Here is a 17,155-nt window from a genome sequence, read left to right as displayed (position 1 = left end):
CCAAGTACATAACAGGCTCTAGGCGCGCGTGGCGCGTGACCTCTCGAAACAGCGCGGCGAGAAAGCCAGCGGGATCAACCGAGCACCTCAAGCTGGCAGTCGTCCAGCAGCACGCTGGCTCCTTGTTGCAAGAAATTCACGGCCACGAGCAGTCGCGTTTCGGCTTCGCGCCGGACGACGATGCCTTCGAAGCCGCGGAACGCGCCGTTGCGAACGCGGACGCGCTGACCGGCGACAATGCGGCACTCGGGGGTCAAGGGCGCGCCGGTGGCGATCAGCCGGCGAATCTGACGTAGCTCGGCCAGGAACAGTTCGGCATGGTCGGGCTGGATCGTCCGCGAGACGCAATTGGTGGTCAGTGCCGTGCGTCGAGCGTCTTCGTCGCCGCAGATGAACACGTAGTTCGAGAACAGCGGCAACTGCGTTTCGCGCACCCGGCCGCCGGGAGACCGATGCCTTCGCGCCACGATGGGGCAGAAGAACGCGACGCCGCGGGCTTCGAGCCGGCGCATCAGCAGCTTCTCTTGCCGCGACAAGGTGTATAGCACCCACCATGACTGCCCAGTGGCCAAGGGCCGGTCCAAGAGATCGTGGGGAAACAAGGATGTTTCAGGTGCGAGAATCGGCATATCGGCAACAGTCGGCACGGACAGTTCAAACGGTTCGCGGCAAACGCCTGAATCGAGACATGGGCTCAAGCGGCAATCGCCCTGCTCGGGGCGTAAGTCATGGCTTCACGGGGTATTGATGTTCGATGCGTAACCAAACAAGCAGTCGCTACTTAGGTGTGATCGCAAGCGGCCAGTTAGGAGCCATCTCGGCGCGCACTCCGTTCCTTTGGGTGACACACCCTGACCCTTAAAAATACCACCTTTTATTGTATGCCGTCGCTTGGGGACGGGGTAACAATCGTTCGCTTGAATTGTCAGGGCGGACTGCCCTTAAAGTCCGCCCAGGCCGCCGATACGGATCAGGCGACGGCTCATTCTCGAGGGGGCCAATCGGCGTCGCGGTATGAGCCTAGGATGCCTGGGTGGCGTCGTCTCCAAAGTGCCGGACTCGTAGCTTGGCCTCGGTGGAAGCGTCAGTGGAGGGACTCGCCCTGTCGGTGGGGGCGCCCGACGCCAATTCAGCCAGCGACGATTCAAATCGTGCCACCCATTCAGCCAGCCGCGCGGCCCGCTCGGTGGCGGCGTGAGGATCGAGTTGCCCCGCCATTTTCAATTGCCCAACCAGTCGCGTGTCGGCATAGAGGGGGATTTCGAAGTACCACTTGTTTTCGCGGCGCGCGTGCTGCGCCGACTTCCACGAAGCGTGAAAGCCCTCGTGCAGCCACGGCAAGCTCAAATTCAAGCTCATGTAGCTGAGGTGCATGTCATCGGCGGCGCTGAGCGCCAATCGCCACAGCGACTCCCAGTCGCGCGAGCCTTGCAGCCGCAAAGTCGTCGACTCGGGCGCTTCGTTCCGCTGCCAAGGGGGCGTCAGGATCGACGCGCCGAGATTGCGCATCGAGTTCGCCACGAGCGTCAACTCGACGCCACCAAATGCGTGGGTTGTCAGCATGACCGTGATCATCAGCGCGACGCTGCCGATGGCGTACCATTCGTTGCCGGTTCGCACGCTGATCAGCGCGCCAGTCGAGGTCAACATGCACAGAATCGCCACCCAGACCAGCATCTGTCGATTGCCATAACCTCGGCGCAGCAGGCAATGGTGCAAGTGGCCGCGATCGGAGACCGCAATGCTACGCCCGGTCAATCGTCGACGCACGACGGCCAGCAAGCTATCGAAGGCCGGCACCGCCCAGATGGCCAAGGGGGCGAGCATGGCGATGCTGGTCGGGGTTTTGAAGGCGCCGCGCAGCGCCAGCGAGCCAGCCAACAGCCCCACCATCATGCTGCCCGCGTCGCCGAGAAAGATCGTCGCCGGCGGAAAATTGAAGACCAGAAACCCAAACAAGCTTCCTACCAAGGCCAGGGCGATGACCCCTTCAAACAAGTGGCCGGAAGTGATCGCCATGCACGCGATCGTGAACGACAACACGATGCCCACCGTCGCGGCCACGCCGTCGGCGCCGTCGATTAGATTAACGGAATTGATCGCCCCCAACAGCCAGAAGATCGTGAGCGGCCAGGCCAGCAGCCCCAGTTCGACCTCCACGCCGAATAGCGATACGTTGTGAATCACCAAGCCGGTGCTCATGACCAGCAAGCAAGCCACGATCTGGCCGGCCAGCTTTTGCCGCGGGCGCAACCCAAGCCAATCGTCCAAGAGACCGACGCCGCAGATAAAGATCGCGCCCAGCGACAAGCCAATCAGTTCGCGATTGGTCTGGCTCCAGAAATGCACCGACAGGTTCGGCGCCAGGGCGCAACTGCCCACGCCCACCAGGACGGCCAACAAGACCGCGACACCGCCACCCAGGGGAGTTGCGCCGGCGTGAATCTTGCGTTGTTGATCAGGCCGATCGACCAATCCCACGCGCACCGCCGCCGCGCGCGCCAACGCGGTGAAAACCACCGCCGCGATGAAGGCAATCACGATGATTGAAAAGTGTGACGCGAGCATGAGTTGGCGTACTCGCCAGTATAGGCGAGCGCGCGCCGTCGTACCGCCCGATTGCGCCGGCCAGTTGGCTTTTTGGCTGGGAAGAAAACTTCGCGCGACGGCGCATCCGTTACCTGCGCTGCAAATGTTCTGACCGCTAAAGGCACGCCTTCTCTAGCCCCCCCAGATGGCGTGGGGCGTGATTAGAGTTGACTCAAGGCGAAACGCAATTCCTTGCTGCTCGGTGCCAAGAACAGCCCTAGTTTTGCCACATTCCGGGCTTCCTCAACTCGTCCCGCCTTTCGCAACTCGTTAATCAGCCGTAGCCGAGTGTGAAGATCTTCGGGTCGCTGCTTGAGGCATTGTTGAAACAACTCAATCGCCTCGGGAACTCGGTTCATCAGCACAGCCAGCCGGCCGCGGATGGCCAAGCGGCGTTCATCATCCAGGACGGCCGCCGGAATTTGTTCAAGTATCTCAGCCGACCGTCGCGCCAGCCGTTCGCGCGCGGATCGGTTCTCGTCCCCGCCGTAATAGGTTTCGGCCAGCGTGGCCAACATTTCCGGATTGCGTGGGAACACTTTATTAAGCAACTCGTCGAAACCCAGTCGCGGAGCGACCGAGCGCATCACATCATCGCCGTGGCCGACCGAGGCTTCCCAAGCGGTGCGCATCCGCTCCAAGCCGTGATCCTTGCGCCCCGCGTCGAAATCGAGCATCCCCGCCATGAGAATCAATTCGGCGTGGTGTGGGGCGACGACCAGCATGGCGTCCAGATAGGGTTCGTCCCGATCGGCATCGCCCACCAGGAAACAGAGCGCTCCCAGATAGTAATGGGGCTCGGCCATCATCGGGCAGGCATCGCGCGCCGCGGTCAGGTGACGCCAGGCCGGGTGCAGATTGGTGGTTACCAGCGGATCGCTGCGCAGCTGGTCTAGTTGATTGCCGTCGGGCGAACGCTGCAATTGAATGGCCCGCGCGTGCAACGCCCCGATGTCGGTCAGCGGCCACAATTGCTCGGCGGTTTGCGTGGTGACTTCAGCTTGCAAGGTCGCCAGCGCCAACAGCCGGAAGCGTCTGATCCACATGTGCGCCAGTCGCATTTGGCCCACGGCGTCGCCGGGTTCGCGATCGAGCGCCTGGCCCAGGCGTTCGATCGTGGCTTCGACTTCGTCCAGACTCAACGCATCGGGCCGGTCGTCCCAGCGACGAGTGAAGGTGTCGCGCTCGATCGCCGCGCGAGCTGTTGACTCGCTCCACGCCCAACAGGTCGCCAACAGCAACGTCACCGCAATCACGGGCGACAACCAGGCGGCGCCGGACAGAATCGTCCAGCGTCGATTGGACGAGGATTGCGCGTCGATCAGCGTAACGCGCCCGGCGCAAGCTCCGCAGATCAATGCGAACGGCAAGAAGTTTCCCGGGTAGTACAACCCGAAGTCGACAAGCGCCTGGACCAACTGAGTGGCCAGCAGCACCAACAGGGTTACGCTAACCCAGAGGTTTTCGACGTTGCGTTGCGACGCGCGGATCAATCGCAGACAGACCCAGCCCATCAGTCCGATTTCGGCCAACAGCAGGGACAGCCCTGGCATGCCAGCTTCGGCCCAGGTCTCAAGGTATTGATTCTCGGCATACTCAAAAAAGACGCTGCGAAACCCCTGGCCGTGGGGCTGATGCGTGTAGCGAAATGTGCCCAGGCCGCCGCCCAGCAGCCAGTAGTCCGCGGCGGTTCTCAAGCCGACGTCGAGCAGCTTCGAGCGGCCGCTATCGTCACTGGTTCCCAGGCTGATCGCCGATTGGATTCGCGCTTCGACCATTTGGGCCAGCCCGGTAAAGCTCAGCATGGCCGCGGCGCCGATCATCACCAGCACCATCGCCGCCAGGGCTAGCCAGGCGCCGCGCAGTCGGCGGATCATCCAGCAGGCCAGCAACAACCCGACGAACATCGCTAAAATACCGCCGCGCGAGAGCGAGGCGCTCACTCCGGCGACCACCATGACCAGTCCGGCCAGCAATGCCAAGCGCATCGCCGTCAGCGCGCCAATCGCGTCGCGAAGATCCTGAATCGCTCGCCCGATCAGCCCGACTCCCTGATTCAGGAATTCGATCTCGGCCTCGGACGCCGCCGATCGATAGTTGCGGCGGCCGATTTGCCACAGCATCAGCCCCAAGCTGCAACCGAGGGCGATATTCAAAAACCCGGCCGCATTGTTGCGATTGATGTACGGGCCGAACGGGTTGCCTCCGTTGATCAGTGGATAGATGCCGTAGATCATTCCCCGCCAGGAGAGCTTTTGCAGAATGCCAAAAAACGCCAGGGCGACGCCGCACACGGCCGTCACGGAAATCAGCGCCAGCAACGGTTCACGACGGCGAAAGAATCGTGACCCCAGCGCGAACGCCGCCACGCCCATCACCAGCAGCGCCGCTCGGCGGCGGGTGCCGGAGGGATAGAGGCTGATCGGCGCTCGGGACACAGGCTTCGCATCGTTGCTAGTCGTGGCCCGATTCACGACGGGAGGCAGGTCGTGCCCGCCAGTCGGCGGAATGAGCAGCGTTTCTCGCCACGCGGCCACACGGGGGGCCAGCGCGCGAATGGCCGACGGACCTAGCGGCCAAAGCTGCCACAGCGGGATCAATAGCGCGACGAGCAGCGGCGCAATCGACATCGGCAAGGTTTCGTTGCCTTGCTGACGTCCTGGCAGCAGGCATATCCAGCCGCACAACGCGAGACCCAGCGCCGCGGCGCAGTAGACCTGGGCATTGGCGTAGACGCCTCCGAAAAACCAGGGAACCACCGCCACGAGCAACAACAGCAATCCCTGACAGGCGAACTGGCCCAGGCGATAGCCCCAACCAGGCTCTTCGTCCACGCTCGATCGCAGGCGTGCGCTGCCGATGCGACGTTCCGAATCGTTTTCGCCCAGAGCCATAGTCCCGCCGCACTTACCTGGAAAACAAGGCCCGCCAGTCAGCCAATGCGTTACCCTGGCGCGCAGCGTCGCCAGCGAGCATTCGACAAGAATAGCATGCCGCAAATCAACGGTAAGTCGTGGCGTTGGGCTTAGGAGCCGCTGCTGGACGACGAATTGCTGGACGACGTCGTACTGGTGGTCGAGTTCTTGGAACCCATGGCTGCGGCGGCGCCTACGGCGCCAATGCCGCCGGCAATGCCCCCGAGAGAGCCGAGTCCACCTGCTCCCCCTGCGCCACCGACGGCGGCGCCGGCGGCACCTGCTCCACCAGCTCCCGCACCCGCGAGCCCCGCCCCCATGCCACCTCCAGCGCCGGCGCCATTCGCAAGCGTGGGCGTGTTTTGAGTGGCGATGTTGGCGATTTGCGAGAAACTGCTGGGCGAGGCCAGCGAGACAAACAGCGAGCCATTCGGAACCGCGCGGCGAAATGCCGTCTGCCGCGCTGGAACCTTGCGATCGTCGGCCCCCTTGGGCTTCCGCGGATCAGGCAGCGGCACCACCGGAGGTTCGGCACCCACCTCCGCCGGCAAGATACGAATCGCGAACATGCCCAAACCATGCCGGCTGGCGGCCAGCACCGAATAAATGCCAGGCTCAACACCTGACAAGTCAAACCGACCGTGTGCGTCGGCTTCGCCCGCCGCTTCGACCAATCCACCGCGAATGAAGAACATCTTGGCTTGCGCCGAGATCAGCACGCCCGCGTCGTTGAATGTTCGCAACTGGCCTCGCACATGGCCATCGTTGGCGATATGGATCGCGTGATCGGCGAACCAAGGACCATCCTCGGGCAGCGCCGCTTCGGGCAGATCGCGCGTGTTCGCCACCGCACGTCGCGGCAAGGTCACCGATTGATTCCCCATCAGCAATCCCGTCAGACGACCATGCACCGGGCCTGGCGCGTGCAACGCTTCCTTGTCGGATGGCTTCGCATTCGGCATCGCGGGCCGCGCGCTTGGGGAGGGCCGTGGCGACATCAGCGCGCTGCCAATGTCGGGCGTGCTGACCGCTTGGGCGAAATAGGCTCGCATCTCGGGAACGTGTTCGCCGATCAGACGGCCAATCACGCGCAAGTCGCTGGCCGGAACCAGCGTGATTTGCATGGTCAAACCGTCAAACACGCGTTCGTCGACATCCGCCAGATCGACATCATCGCCGACCTTGGCGTCGGCGCCACCTTTCCCACTGCCATCTTTTCCCTTGTCTTCACGGGCGATACTTTTCACACGCGGGGGCGTCGACTGCTGCGCTGGCGAGCTGATACGCATCGAAAACGCGCTAAACCCGTCGCCATTGGCCGCGACGACCGAGTAGGTGCCGGGATCGAGTTTGATCATCTGAAAATTGCCTAGATCGTCGGTCAATGCACGACCCACGATCTGATTGTTCTGTACAAAGAAGAGTCGCCCGCGGACGGGCGCCATGTTGCCCGTCGCGTCGAAGGTGCGTAGCTGGCCGGGCAGGTTGCCATCACTGCGCAGTCGCATTTCGTGGTTGGCGTGCCAAGCTCCTTCGGCCGGAAAGTCGGGGAGCAGTACAGGACGCACCTGCGGGCCACCCGCAACAAAATCATCCGCACGCAAGGGACCGGCCAGCAGCGACAGACTGAGCAGCCAAGCCATACCACGGCGCATCCGCCGAGCAATCAGTTTCTTTTGCATGTTGATTTCCACTCCCTGGCCTAGTCAGGCCAGCGCAACCTCGAACCATTGCTTTGCGAAATAGCCATGTGTCACCGCTGGGAGGCGGAACATCGCTGCTCACCTGCTAAAGCGGAAGCACCGGTCGACAACCCTGGTTTAAGCGCAATCTAAAGCGGTATGGGGACTTGGGAAGCCCTAACCGATTATCATAGACACGTCTGTACAGCGTTGCAAAAGATTATTATCGCTTTGATCCCTGAAGAAAATCGCGGTTCTGCGGCCAAGCCATCGCCAACTTCCCATAACCTGGGCGGGCAATAAAAAAGCCGCCCCCCGATTAAGGGGGCGGCTCAAGAAAGTCTGTCTCACGGGCTAAGGAAACCCCGCGGCCCAAATGGCTACTGAATCTTATTCAAGAAGTAGTTGAATTGGATGTTGTTGAGCAGGATGTTGCCGATCAACTCGGCCGTTGTGTATTGCAAGATGATCAGGTCACCAGGTTGGATCAAGATTCGCTCACCAGGGTTGCTCAGGGCGGTCGTCGTGCTGACCTTGATTGGGATCTGATAGCCACCCTTGGTCTTGCGGACGACGATGATTTGGGTCGGTGGAATCAAGCCGCGCGCACTGGACAAGTTGCCGCCGCCGCCGCCCATGACGGGCGAGGTGCCACCACTACCCGAAGTGGGGCCGCTGCCAATCGAGGCGCCGGCCATGGCGATCGCGCCGAGTACGTCCAAGTCATAGTCTCGCGGCAGCAGGATTTCGCGCCCGTACAGCACGCCGCCCGTATAAAACACTTCCCGTTCGCGCGTCGAGATCAGGACAATATCGCCGTTGCCCAGGATGATGTCTTCTTCCGAGATGTTGACCGGTGGGTCTTCCACCCGGCGGCGCAGCGGAATGCGAATCAGGTTTGGATTGTCGGGCGTGGCGCCGGAGGCGAGATCTTCGCCATCTTCAATGTCTTCCATCAACTCGGCCAGCCCGGTGGCATCGGCGAAAGCGCCGCGGAGAATCCGGACTTCGTTCTTGGCGTCCAGGCCCGGCAAGCCGCCCGTTTCGCTCAAGGCGTGCAAGACGTCGTTTTCATAGGCCTTCAGGTCGACGACGCGTGAAGCGCCGCGGCGGACCTGGCCCTGGGCGCTGCTAATGGCGTCACCGACGGCCTGCGATAAATCCTCGCGCACCACCAGCACCTGGTACGTCCGCTTGCGAATCAACGTGACGATGATGCGGTCCTTTTCCGGCAGCAGAATGCCCGCCGCAATGTATTGGCGGCGGATTTCATCTTCGGCCTGCGTCAGTGTCAGGCCGGACACCTTGATCGGCTTGATCAGCGGCAACGCCAGCGTGCCATCTTCGCGCACTGGAATCGGGTAACCAATCGCCGGCGGCGTATTGCTCTCGCGCTCGGGAAAGTGGACCGGCGGCGGGCTGTCGCTTTGGCCCAGCACGCCTTCGATGTAAATGCCCAGAATGTCGCGCGGGCCCAATTGATAAACCGCCGGCGGGTCTTGCCGCAATTTGATCAGGTTCAACTGCTCCTTGTCGGCCCGTGGGCGTGCCAGCAAGGACGCTGGCACGCGGCTTGCCGGAATGGCGTTACAGGCTACGCAACCCGCGCTGCCCGACAGGGCCACGCTGATGATTCCCAGGGCAATGCGGCGTAACGAGGACACAAGTTTCATGGCGGCTCCCTCGACGGACCAGACACAAGTTCTGAGCGGGTTGTGTTTCAGGCAGTAATCAGGCAGGCGCGGTACTTCGGCGGGCGCCACTTGACAGCGCATTGGCAGCTATCTTCCCAGTCGCAGCTTGTCGAGTGAAAAACCCTTCTGCTTGGATTGCGGAGCAGGTGGCACGCGCGGAGCGGGCTGTGGCGCGACTTCGATCTCTTGGCTCGTGGGCGTGACTTCGTCAGGGGCTTCGCTGGCCGCGGCGATCACCGCTTCCTCGCTGGAGGTTTCGCTGCGCGGGCGGCGCGACGAGCCGTCGAGCGTTACCTTGTTCTTTTGCGGCAGCTCTTCGGGCTTTTGGCCGTCCGGCTTGACGGGTAAGTCTTCGGGAATCAGCGGTTGTTGCTCAATCGGCGCGCCGGTCGGAATCGGTTCGGCCGGCGGATGACGCCGCCGCCGTTGCATCTCGCGAAGCATCTCTTCGCCGCCCGACTGCGGGATGGATATCCACTGACCGACAGCGTCCCCATTGGCGGCCGTGACTCCTTGTTGGTAGCCCGCGAACCAGGCTTGGACTTCTTCGCGCCCCGTGGGGTTGTGATGGAACGTGCCCCAATAGCGCGTGGGCGGTAGCAACGGAATCGTGCCGCTGCCTCCCATCGCTACGTCGTAATATCCGGCACGCCAACCGCGGCCAAAGTCGTCGAGCCAGGGGCGTACGCCACCGTCGGCCTTGAACTTCGGCTTTTCCATGTGCCAGGCCATGTGCGACCAGCACTTGCGATGGCGCTTGATAATTTCGTCTTGAATGGCGGTGCTGGTACAGCCTAGCGCCGTCCAGCCGCACGCCACAATGAGCGCGCACTTCTTGAGATTCATGGGTCTGGATCTATTGCGGGCGGAGTCAAGCCTGGCCGGCGCGGGCGCCAAAGCCCCCCCTCGACTCCACTGGGGTATCCTTCCGTCTTTTCGGACAGGTGGGCTTATACGGATTATTCTTCTTGCCTGAACCTTGCCAAAAAGTTCGGTTCGACGGTTTGTAGGACCGCTGGCAGCCGGCCGCGGCAGAAGCCGATGAATTGCAGTTAAGTCTTGCCGCGTCGTCAGTTGCACGGTGGCGCGCGGCGGCGAGCAACGTGCCCGCCAGCGGCGATTTCACGAGCTGAAAAAACCGAGTGCCGCCATCATCACGCCCCGCTAGCAGTTCCGATTGCGCTGAGAATTCCATCTGTGCCGATGATTTCGCGCAAAGAACCTGTGCGGCCTGCGCCGATGGAAACGAAACGAGGGACCGTACTGCCCGGCCGTTGCGCTGTCGCTAAAAGTCGCGCCGCCGCGGGCAAGATCGTCGAGTTGCAGGGGGATATAACGTGCGCGTTTCTTTGCAAACCGTGGCCCGCCGTTTCGGCGTGGCCTTGCTATCCGTGGCGTTGCTCGGGCCCGCTGCGGCCCGAGCCGGCTTGCCCGCCATCGACGCCTACAACATTGGCCGGTATCACACGGCCAACGGCGATTTTGGCTCAGCCATTCGCGCTTACTCAGACGCGCTGCGGATGAGCCCGAACTACCCGGCCGCCTACCTGGCCCGCGCTCGCGCGTATTTGAAATGTGGTCAGCCGCACCTGGCTTTCGACGACTTGAACACCGCCGCCAAGCTGATGCCGCGCTCGGCCGAAATCCTGGCCGTGCGCGGCCAGGCGCTGGCCTCGATGCAACGACCGCAGGAAGCGCTGGCCGATCTGTCGCAAGCCATTGCGCTGGACGGTCGCGCGGCCGAAGCCTACTTGCGCCGCAGCCAGGTCTATGCCGCGCTCGGCAAGTTGGAATTGGTGGATGCCGACCTGAAGAAAGCGCTGGCCATTGACCCGTTCATCGAGCAGCGTGAAATGTCGGCCCACGTGGTCACCGCGAGCCATGATACGGACGTGACGACGCCGTCACCGCTGCCGGCCGTTCCCCGGCATGCGTCCGCGGTTCCAAATCATCCCGAGCTGGCCGCCGCTCCTTACCCGACCACGGGTGACCCGGCCGCGCGCTCCGAAACGCCGGTTCGAAGTGCTCGACAGGACGCGACCTATACACCGCGCGCTGGCTTGGAATTGCCCAAGGCGACCAGGACGACTGCGGGCATCAAGCCAGATTTTGCCGTGCCCGAACTGGCCCATCAGGAGTCGCCCGCGGCGCTTACGCCTGTCATTACTCCACCCCCCGCATCGCCGGTCGTCGTCACCACAAAACCGCAGCTTGTGCCCGTAGTGAGGTCACCCGTCGTGGCATCCAATTCTGCCGCCGATGGCGTTGCTGCGGAAAGGGCTTCCTCGTCGTCGCCAGCGCCGTCTAGCGCCATGGTGCTGATGCCGCCGACGTCGGTTCCCATCGTGATTGAAGATGCTCCTTCCGAACCACGGAGCCAAGTGTCGACGGCGATAACTCCCGTCGTCGTCGAACCCAGGCAAGTGGCAGGCCACAAGCACAAGCCGAACTTGTTACCCACGCGTGGGCAGCATGTTTCCCCGGGTGCGACGCCGACAATGATCGAGGCGCAAGCTCCGGAAGAGCGCTCGCGGCAATGCCTAGCCCGTGGCCTGGAACTCGCGCGGCAAGAAAACTGGGCCGGCGCGTGTGCCGAATTCACGGCGGCGATCGCCTTGAATCCCAAACTGGCCGACGCGCATGGCCATCGCGGTTGGTGCTACCTGCGCGCGGGTCGCGCTCGCCCGGCATTGGAAGACTTCAGCTCGCAGCTCCGCTTTGATCCGGAAAGCACCGACGCCCACTTTGGCCGGGCCCAGGCGTACGCGGAACTCGGCCAATTCGATTCGGCCCTGGCCGACGCCCGCCAAGCGCGCCGCATCGACCCGGCCTTTACCGACGCGACGACCTTATGCCAGGAACTTGAAGAAATGCTGGCCACGGCCGAGAGCGCCCCCGCGGCAACGCCAGCCGGGGCCTTGGCGACCGACGATCCGGTTCACTCGACCACGGCCGAGCAACTGGCCGCGCTGCCGCACAAGCCCAGTGCCAACATCACGGCCGATCAGTATTGTGCCCGAGGCTCGGCGGATCTGAACGCCGGCATGCCCGATCGATCGATCGCCAATTATGGCGTGGCGCTGCAATTGGACCCGAATCTCGACGAGGCTCTGCTTGGCCGGGGGCGCGCCTACTTGGCGCTGCGCCGCTATCGCGAAGCGTTGATCGATTTCGATGCCGCCATTGCCCAATCGCCGAGCGCTGTCCATCTGTATTGCGTGCGGGCCGAAGCCTTCTTCGCCTGCCACGCGCTCGATCAGGCTTGCGAGGATTTGCAAACTGCGCTGCGGCTGGGCCCTCAATCGGCTGCCGCGCTCGAGCTGCAAGAGCGGCTGGTACAGGCCAGGGCTCAATTTCCCGCCGCGGAGACCACCGAGCCCGAGGAAAACGCCACCGCCAGTGTGATTGTCGCGGCGCCGCCGTCGGGGCCGGTCACATCCATCAGCGACGATGAAGTCAACACGCCGCCGCTGGAATCGACGCCGACCAGCGAAGAACAGGTCGCCGTCGCGCCCGCTACTGTCACGCCTCTCGAGTCACCAGCGCCGTCAACCTCGCGCCGGGACAAGCCCGCGCCGCCGCCGGCTCCGACCACCAGTCGTAAGAAGCTGGGCCAGACGCTACTCAACCTGTTCCGATCTGATGAACTTCCGATCGCATCTCCCGACGCCGCTCCCGCATCCACGGCTGCCGCGAATCAGCCGCGTGCCACAACCAACGCCAATCGGGCAGCGGTTCAACAAGCGAACGCCTTGGAGTCGTTGTCCACGCCCACCGGCGCGCCGCCGCGAGCCCAATCGGGCAAGATTTCGGAACCAGCCGTCAGGCTTGCGACCGGTCTGTCCGAGCCGCGTGAATTGGCGTATGCGGTTCCCGCGGTTAATGACGGCGACGACCCAGCGACAACATTCAGCGACGCGCGGGTTCCGGCGACAACGACTTCCGACACTTACGATTCGATGTCGGACCTGACCGCGCATTTGGATCGCTATCCGCAGGATGTGGACGTGCTGCGCGAGCGTGGCATCTGTTACCGCGCGCAAGGTAAGTATACCGAGGCGATGAAAGACCTCACGCTGGCGATCAAGCTCGCCCCAGGGGACGTGAGGAACCATCTGGCCCGCGCGGCCGTGTACTCGGACGAAGGTCGATTGGCCGATGAACGTGATGACCTGACCGAGGCGTTGCGACTGTTGCCAGACTGCCACGACGCCTTGATTCGACGCGGGATGAACTCGCTGTACCAGCAAGCGAATCCGGCGGCGTTTGCCGACTTTGACCGGGTCATTCGCCAGCATCCTGGCAATGCCCAGGCCTGGTACGGTCGCGGCCTGGCGTACGCTGGGCAAGGCCAGCACGAGCGGGCCATCAACGACCTGAGCGAAGCGGTGCGACTGGACCCCACGCTCGACGCGGCGGCCGACAAGCTGCAACAACTGCGCGAATCGCCCGGACGCTAATAACTCCCCACGCTTCATCCGCTAGCTGGCTTGGCATGTGTCAGGTTCTCGTCAGAGCGGGCGGTTCCGCACGGCTGAAACCAAAACGGTTGACGCCGGGTACGCCTGGGTGAGAAGCTGATTCATGTCGCCGGCCCTGTTCGCCGCGCGGCTGTTCCCGGCCGAGGGCTCCCATGGCCAATCGCGAGCGACTGCTGAAGTTCATTGTTCTGGCCGCGGCTGCGTTCAGCGGGGTGTTGCCGACGATGGCCGCCGAGTCGGCGACCGAAGCCGCGCTTCCTAGTCTGGCCGGCGCGAGTGTGACCGATCTGACGGGTCGCGTGCATTCGCTGGCTGGCAAGGGCGCGCCGCGTTTGACGGTGATGGTATTCCTGGGCGTCGAATGCCCGGTCTCGAATGGCTATTGCCCCGCGCTGCAGCGCCTGGCCGATGCCTATGCCAGCCAAGGGGTGACCTTCCTGGGTGTGCATTGCGATCCTGATGTCTCGGCCGATCGCGCGTCGCGCCACGCCAACGAGTTCTCCCTCCGCTTTCCGTTGGCGCTCGATCACCAGCAACAACTGGCCGGCGCTTGCGGCGCGCGGATCATGCCGACCGCCGTGGTGGTTCGCCAAGACGGACAGGTGATCTACCGCGGACGCGTCGACAACCGCTACGCGTTGACCGGCGCGCGCAAGCCCGAGGCGACCGTCTTTGACCTGCGCAGCGCCATCGACGCCGGCCTGGCCGATCGGCTGCCGGAGGTCGCGGTGACCAAAGCGTTCGGCTGCCCGTTGCCGATCAGGCGCCGCGCCGCCGACTCGCGATGATCCACCACCACCGAAATACTTAAGACGCTTTATTACAACGAACAGTTACTGCTAGATACCACAAGGTTCGTTGCTAGCAACCACTAACTTGTTAGGCGCTCAAATGCTCAATTGACGACGTGACAAACGATTCTCGTTCTGTCGATCCCCCGTCTCTCTTCCCCGTGCTTAACTCCGTGTCGCAGTGCCGCCGTGGCTAGTCCTACGCCGCCGCTAGCACGAGCCAGCCGCGATTGACGCAAGCTCCTTCCGCCACTACTCTTTCACGGCTTTGATCCCTCCCGCCGGTTTGCTTCTTTTCGACGTGGGCTCATGTCGCGCGCGATTCCTCCTGCGCCGTTGGCTGCGCTAGCGCTCTTGCTGGCCGCGTCGGGCTGCGCGCTGAGCACGTTTCCGAGCGGTGTTCCCGCGACGGTTGGACAGCAGACCAGGCCCGAGTCAGTGGTCCTCGACGTGGTCTCGCTGCGTGTCCCGCTCGGGGATGTCGAGTTGAACGAGACGATCTGGACCGACGTCGATGAGCAGCAGTTGCCGGTCGAGCTGCGACGACGTTTGACGGCCAACGGCCTGCGAGCCGGTGTGCTCGGCACGCAGCTCCCCTCGATCCTGTTACACAAGCTCGAGCAAGCCAAGCCGACCGCCGAGACGAACATGGCAACAGGCGAAACGGTGGTCACCGACTTTGAAAGCGAATCGCCAGTCATGCGCCGCTCGGTGCAAGTCCGCGGCGGTCGTCGTTCGCAAATCATCACCTGCGGCGAACGGGAACGCTTGCCCGAGCTGTCGGTCTTCCTACGCGACGACGAGGGGGCGGTGACCGGTCGCACTTACCAGAAGGTGATGGGCTCGCTCGAAGCCCGGGCTTTCCCGCTGGGAGACAATCGCATTCGGCTCGAGGCCACGCCGGTCGTCGAGCACGGCGACCCGCAACGTCGCTACGAGTCGCGGGAGGGGATCCTGCGGATCGAATTCGGCGCGGCACGCGAGGCGTTCGAGAGCCTGAAGCTCGATACGACGCTGGCGCCAGGGCAATCGTTGCTAATCGGCGCGCTGGCCGATCGGCCGGGCACGCTCGGCTATCAATGCCTGACCGAGCATAAGACCGAGGGAACGACCCAGAAGTTCCTACTGGTGCGCCTGGCCCAGACGCAATACGACGACCTGTTCACGAACGACGCCCCGCCCAACAGCAACGACTGATTTGGCCGTCGCTCGCCTTTGCGACTACAATCGGTCGGCGTAGCGCGGTTCGATTGTCCCGTTCGAGTATCGGCACAGCATGGCGTCGGCACCACCAGCTCAGGTTCTCATCCTTGGCGCCGGCATCAACGGCGCGGCCTTGGCGCGCGAGTTGGTGTTGCAGGGCGTTCACGTCTGTGTCGTCGATCGGGCCGACATCAGCTCTGGGGCGACGGCTTACGCCTCACGCCTGATTCATGGTGGGCTGCGTTACCTGGAATATGGCGAGTTCCACCTGGTGCGCGAGTCACTGTCCGAGCGCAACCGGCTGCTTCGACTAGCGCCTCAGTTTGTCCACCCGCTCAACTTTTTCATTCCGGTCACCAATCGCTGGGGCGGGCTGGTCGCGGCCGCACGGCGGTTCCTGGGCTGGCCGGTTAAATCGTCGCCACCGACGCCGCGCGGCTATTGGGTGGTCCGCGCCGGGCTGTGGATGTACGACCTACTGTCGATCGGCTCGCCGATGGCGCGCTCGGCCGGCCTCGACATCGATCACGCGCAGATGCCGCCGGTCGACCATGAACTCTACCGCTGGGCGTGCGTCTATTGCGATGCCCAGGTCTGCTGGCCCGAGCGGTTCGTCGTGGCGCTATTGGAGGACGCCCGCCGCGCCGCTGCGTCCGAGGTCTTGCAGGTCTTCACCTACTCGCGGGCGGAACTGCGCGACGGGCAAGTGTCAGTCTATTTCGGCGACCGGCTGGTCAAGCAATTCCGTCCCGACGCGATCGTTAACGCCACCGGCGCTTGGGTTGATGAGACATTGAATCAGTTGCAGGTCGCCCACTCGACGCTGATGGCCGGGACCAAGGGGACGCATCTGGTGATCGATTCCGCGCCGCTGCGCGAGTCATTAAATGCCGGGGCGCTGTATGCCGAGGCGGCCGACGGGCGGCCGGTGTTCGTCCTGCCGTTTGGGCGTTGGACGCTGGTTGGCACGACCGATATTCCCGTCGCGGACCCTAGCGTCGCGCACACTGAGCAAAGCGAGATCGACTACCTGCTGGCCACCGTGAACGAGCTGATGCCGAGCGCCCGCGTGACGGCCGAGCAGGTGTTGCTGCACTATTGTGGCGTGCGCCCGCTGCCGGCCGTGGGGCCGAAATCCCCAAGTGCCGTCACGCGCAGCCACTGGCTCGAACGTCACGCGTCGGCCACGGTGCCAACCTATTCCGTCATCGGCGGCAAGTTGACCACCTGCCGATCGCTGGCCGAGCAGGCCGCCGACACGCTACTGGCGCAACTGGCGATCAAACGCCAGGCCAGCACCCGCGAGCGGGCGCTTCCTGGGGCCGAAGATTATCCGGCCAGCGAGGCGCTGCTTGCCCAGCGTCAAAAGAAGCTGGCGGGTGAATTGGGTTTTACGGTCGAACAAGTGGCCGCGGTCTGGGAGTTGGTCGGCTCGCGTGCCGCCGAAATCCTTGCGCAATTGCCGCGCGACGATCGCGCCAACCTGTCGGGCACGAACGTGCCACGCGCCTTTGCCGCCTGGACGATCGCGCACGAATGGGTGACCCGGCTCGATGATCTCGTTGAGCGGCGTTTGCTGCTGTTGTACGATTCGGGCCTGACGCGCGCGACACTTGGAGGGCTGGCCGAATTGCTCGTTGCGGCGGGACGATTGCCTGCCGATGATGTCGAACGAACGGTCAACGCGACGATCGCGCGACTGGCCGATACCTATGGGCGGAGGCTCGACCTCGCACGTCGGGCATAGGTCGTATGAGCACGCAATATGTCTTGGCGCTCGACCAGGGAACCACGTCCAGC

10 protein-coding genes are annotated in these 17,155 nt (G+C 63.4%); 4 read left to right on the top strand and 6 right to left on the bottom strand.

Annotated elements, in window-relative coordinates:
* Positions 1–74: 74 nt before the first annotated feature.
* The 6 genes from JSS27_09545 to JSS27_09520 all read right to left on the bottom strand — a co-directional run bounded on the left by JSS27_09545 (position 75) and on the right by JSS27_09520 (position 9,726).
* Complete coding sequence (locus JSS27_09545) at positions 75–629, bottom strand: antitermination protein NusG (protein MBS0209185.1); 555 nt, start codon at positions 627–629, stop codon at positions 75–77.
* 391 nt (positions 630–1,020) lie between these two features.
* A complete protein-coding gene (locus tag JSS27_09540; GenBank protein MBS0209184.1) occupies positions 1,021–2,541 on the bottom strand; it encodes an undecaprenyl/decaprenyl-phosphate alpha-N-acetylglucosaminyl 1-phosphate transferase in 1,521 nt (506 codons plus the stop codon).
* Between the two features lie 209 nt (positions 2,542–2,750).
* Complete coding sequence (locus JSS27_09535; GenBank protein ID MBS0209183.1) at positions 2,751–5,483, bottom strand: O-antigen ligase family protein; 2,733 nt, start codon at positions 5,481–5,483, stop codon at positions 2,751–2,753.
* A 131-nt stretch (positions 5,484–5,614) separates the two neighbouring features.
* The gene (locus tag JSS27_09530) at positions 5,615–7,186 is read right to left on the bottom strand and encodes a hypothetical protein (GenBank protein MBS0209182.1); all 1,572 of its coding nucleotides are present in this window, start codon (positions 7,184–7,186) and stop codon (positions 5,615–5,617) included.
* Positions 7,187–7,566: 380 nt separating this feature from the next.
* Complete coding sequence (locus tag JSS27_09525) at positions 7,567–8,859, bottom strand: polysaccharide biosynthesis/export family protein (GenBank protein ID MBS0209181.1); 1,293 nt, start codon at positions 8,857–8,859, stop codon at positions 7,567–7,569.
* Positions 8,860–8,967: 108 nt separating this feature from the next.
* Positions 8,968–9,726, bottom strand: a complete 759-nt coding sequence (locus JSS27_09520) for a hypothetical protein (protein MBS0209180.1) — start codon at positions 9,724–9,726, stop codon at positions 8,968–8,970.
* Positions 9,727–10,217: 491 nt separating this feature from the next.
* Here JSS27_09520 and JSS27_09515 point away from each other — a divergent pair, with 491 nt between their 5' ends.
* From JSS27_09515 to JSS27_09500, 4 genes are all read left to right on the top strand, one after another.
* Positions 10,218–13,340, top strand: a complete 3,123-nt coding sequence (locus JSS27_09515) for a tetratricopeptide repeat protein (GenBank protein ID MBS0209179.1) — start codon at positions 10,218–10,220, stop codon at positions 13,338–13,340.
* Positions 13,341–13,513: 173 nt separating this feature from the next.
* Positions 13,514–14,149 (top strand): redoxin family protein, encoded by a 636-nt coding sequence (locus JSS27_09510; GenBank protein MBS0209178.1) that lies wholly within the window; start codon positions 13,514–13,516, stop codon positions 14,147–14,149.
* A gap of 312 nt (positions 14,150–14,461) precedes the next feature.
* Complete coding sequence (locus tag JSS27_09505; GenBank protein ID MBS0209177.1) at positions 14,462–15,349, top strand: hypothetical protein; 888 nt, start codon at positions 14,462–14,464, stop codon at positions 15,347–15,349.
* A 79-nt stretch (positions 15,350–15,428) separates the two neighbouring features.
* Positions 15,429–17,102, top strand: coding sequence for a glycerol-3-phosphate dehydrogenase/oxidase (locus JSS27_09500; GenBank protein ID MBS0209176.1), 1,674 nt, complete (start codon positions 15,429–15,431; stop codon positions 17,100–17,102).
* The last annotated feature ends 53 nt before the right edge of the window (positions 17,103–17,155 follow it).

This window comes from Planctomycetota bacterium (genome assembly GCA_018242585.1).
In the GTDB taxonomy this organism is placed as follows: Bacteria; Planctomycetota; Planctomycetia; order Pirellulales; family PNKZ01; genus JAFEBQ01.
The sequence above is the reverse complement of the archived record's forward strand: the minus strand, read 5'-3'. Positions and strand labels throughout refer to the sequence as shown.

Excerpts from the sequence above, each read along its gene's own strand:
- JSS27_09545 (MBS0209185.1), bottom strand. The coding sequence starts at position 629 with ATGCCGATTCTCGCACCTGAAACATCCTTGTTTCCCCACGATCTCTTG.
- JSS27_09525 (MBS0209181.1), bottom strand. The coding sequence starts at position 8,859 with ATGAAACTTGTGTCCTCGTTACGCCGCATTGCCCTGGGAATCATCAGC.
- JSS27_09520 (MBS0209180.1), bottom strand. The coding sequence starts at position 9,726 with ATGAATCTCAAGAAGTGCGCGCTCATTGTGGCGTGCGGCTGGACGGCG.
- JSS27_09530 (MBS0209182.1), bottom strand. The coding sequence starts at position 7,186 with ATGCAAAAGAAACTGATTGCTCGGCGGATGCGCCGTGGTATGGCTTGG.
- JSS27_09535 (MBS0209183.1), bottom strand. The coding sequence starts at position 5,483 with ATGGCTCTGGGCGAAAACGATTCGGAACGTCGCATCGGCAGCGCACGC.
- JSS27_09500 (MBS0209176.1), top strand. The coding sequence starts at position 15,429 with ATGGCGTCGGCACCACCAGCTCAGGTTCTCATCCTTGGCGCCGGCATC.
- JSS27_09510 (MBS0209178.1), top strand. The coding sequence starts at position 13,514 with ATGGCCAATCGCGAGCGACTGCTGAAGTTCATTGTTCTGGCCGCGGCT.
- JSS27_09505 (MBS0209177.1), top strand. The coding sequence starts at position 14,462 with ATGTCGCGCGCGATTCCTCCTGCGCCGTTGGCTGCGCTAGCGCTCTTG.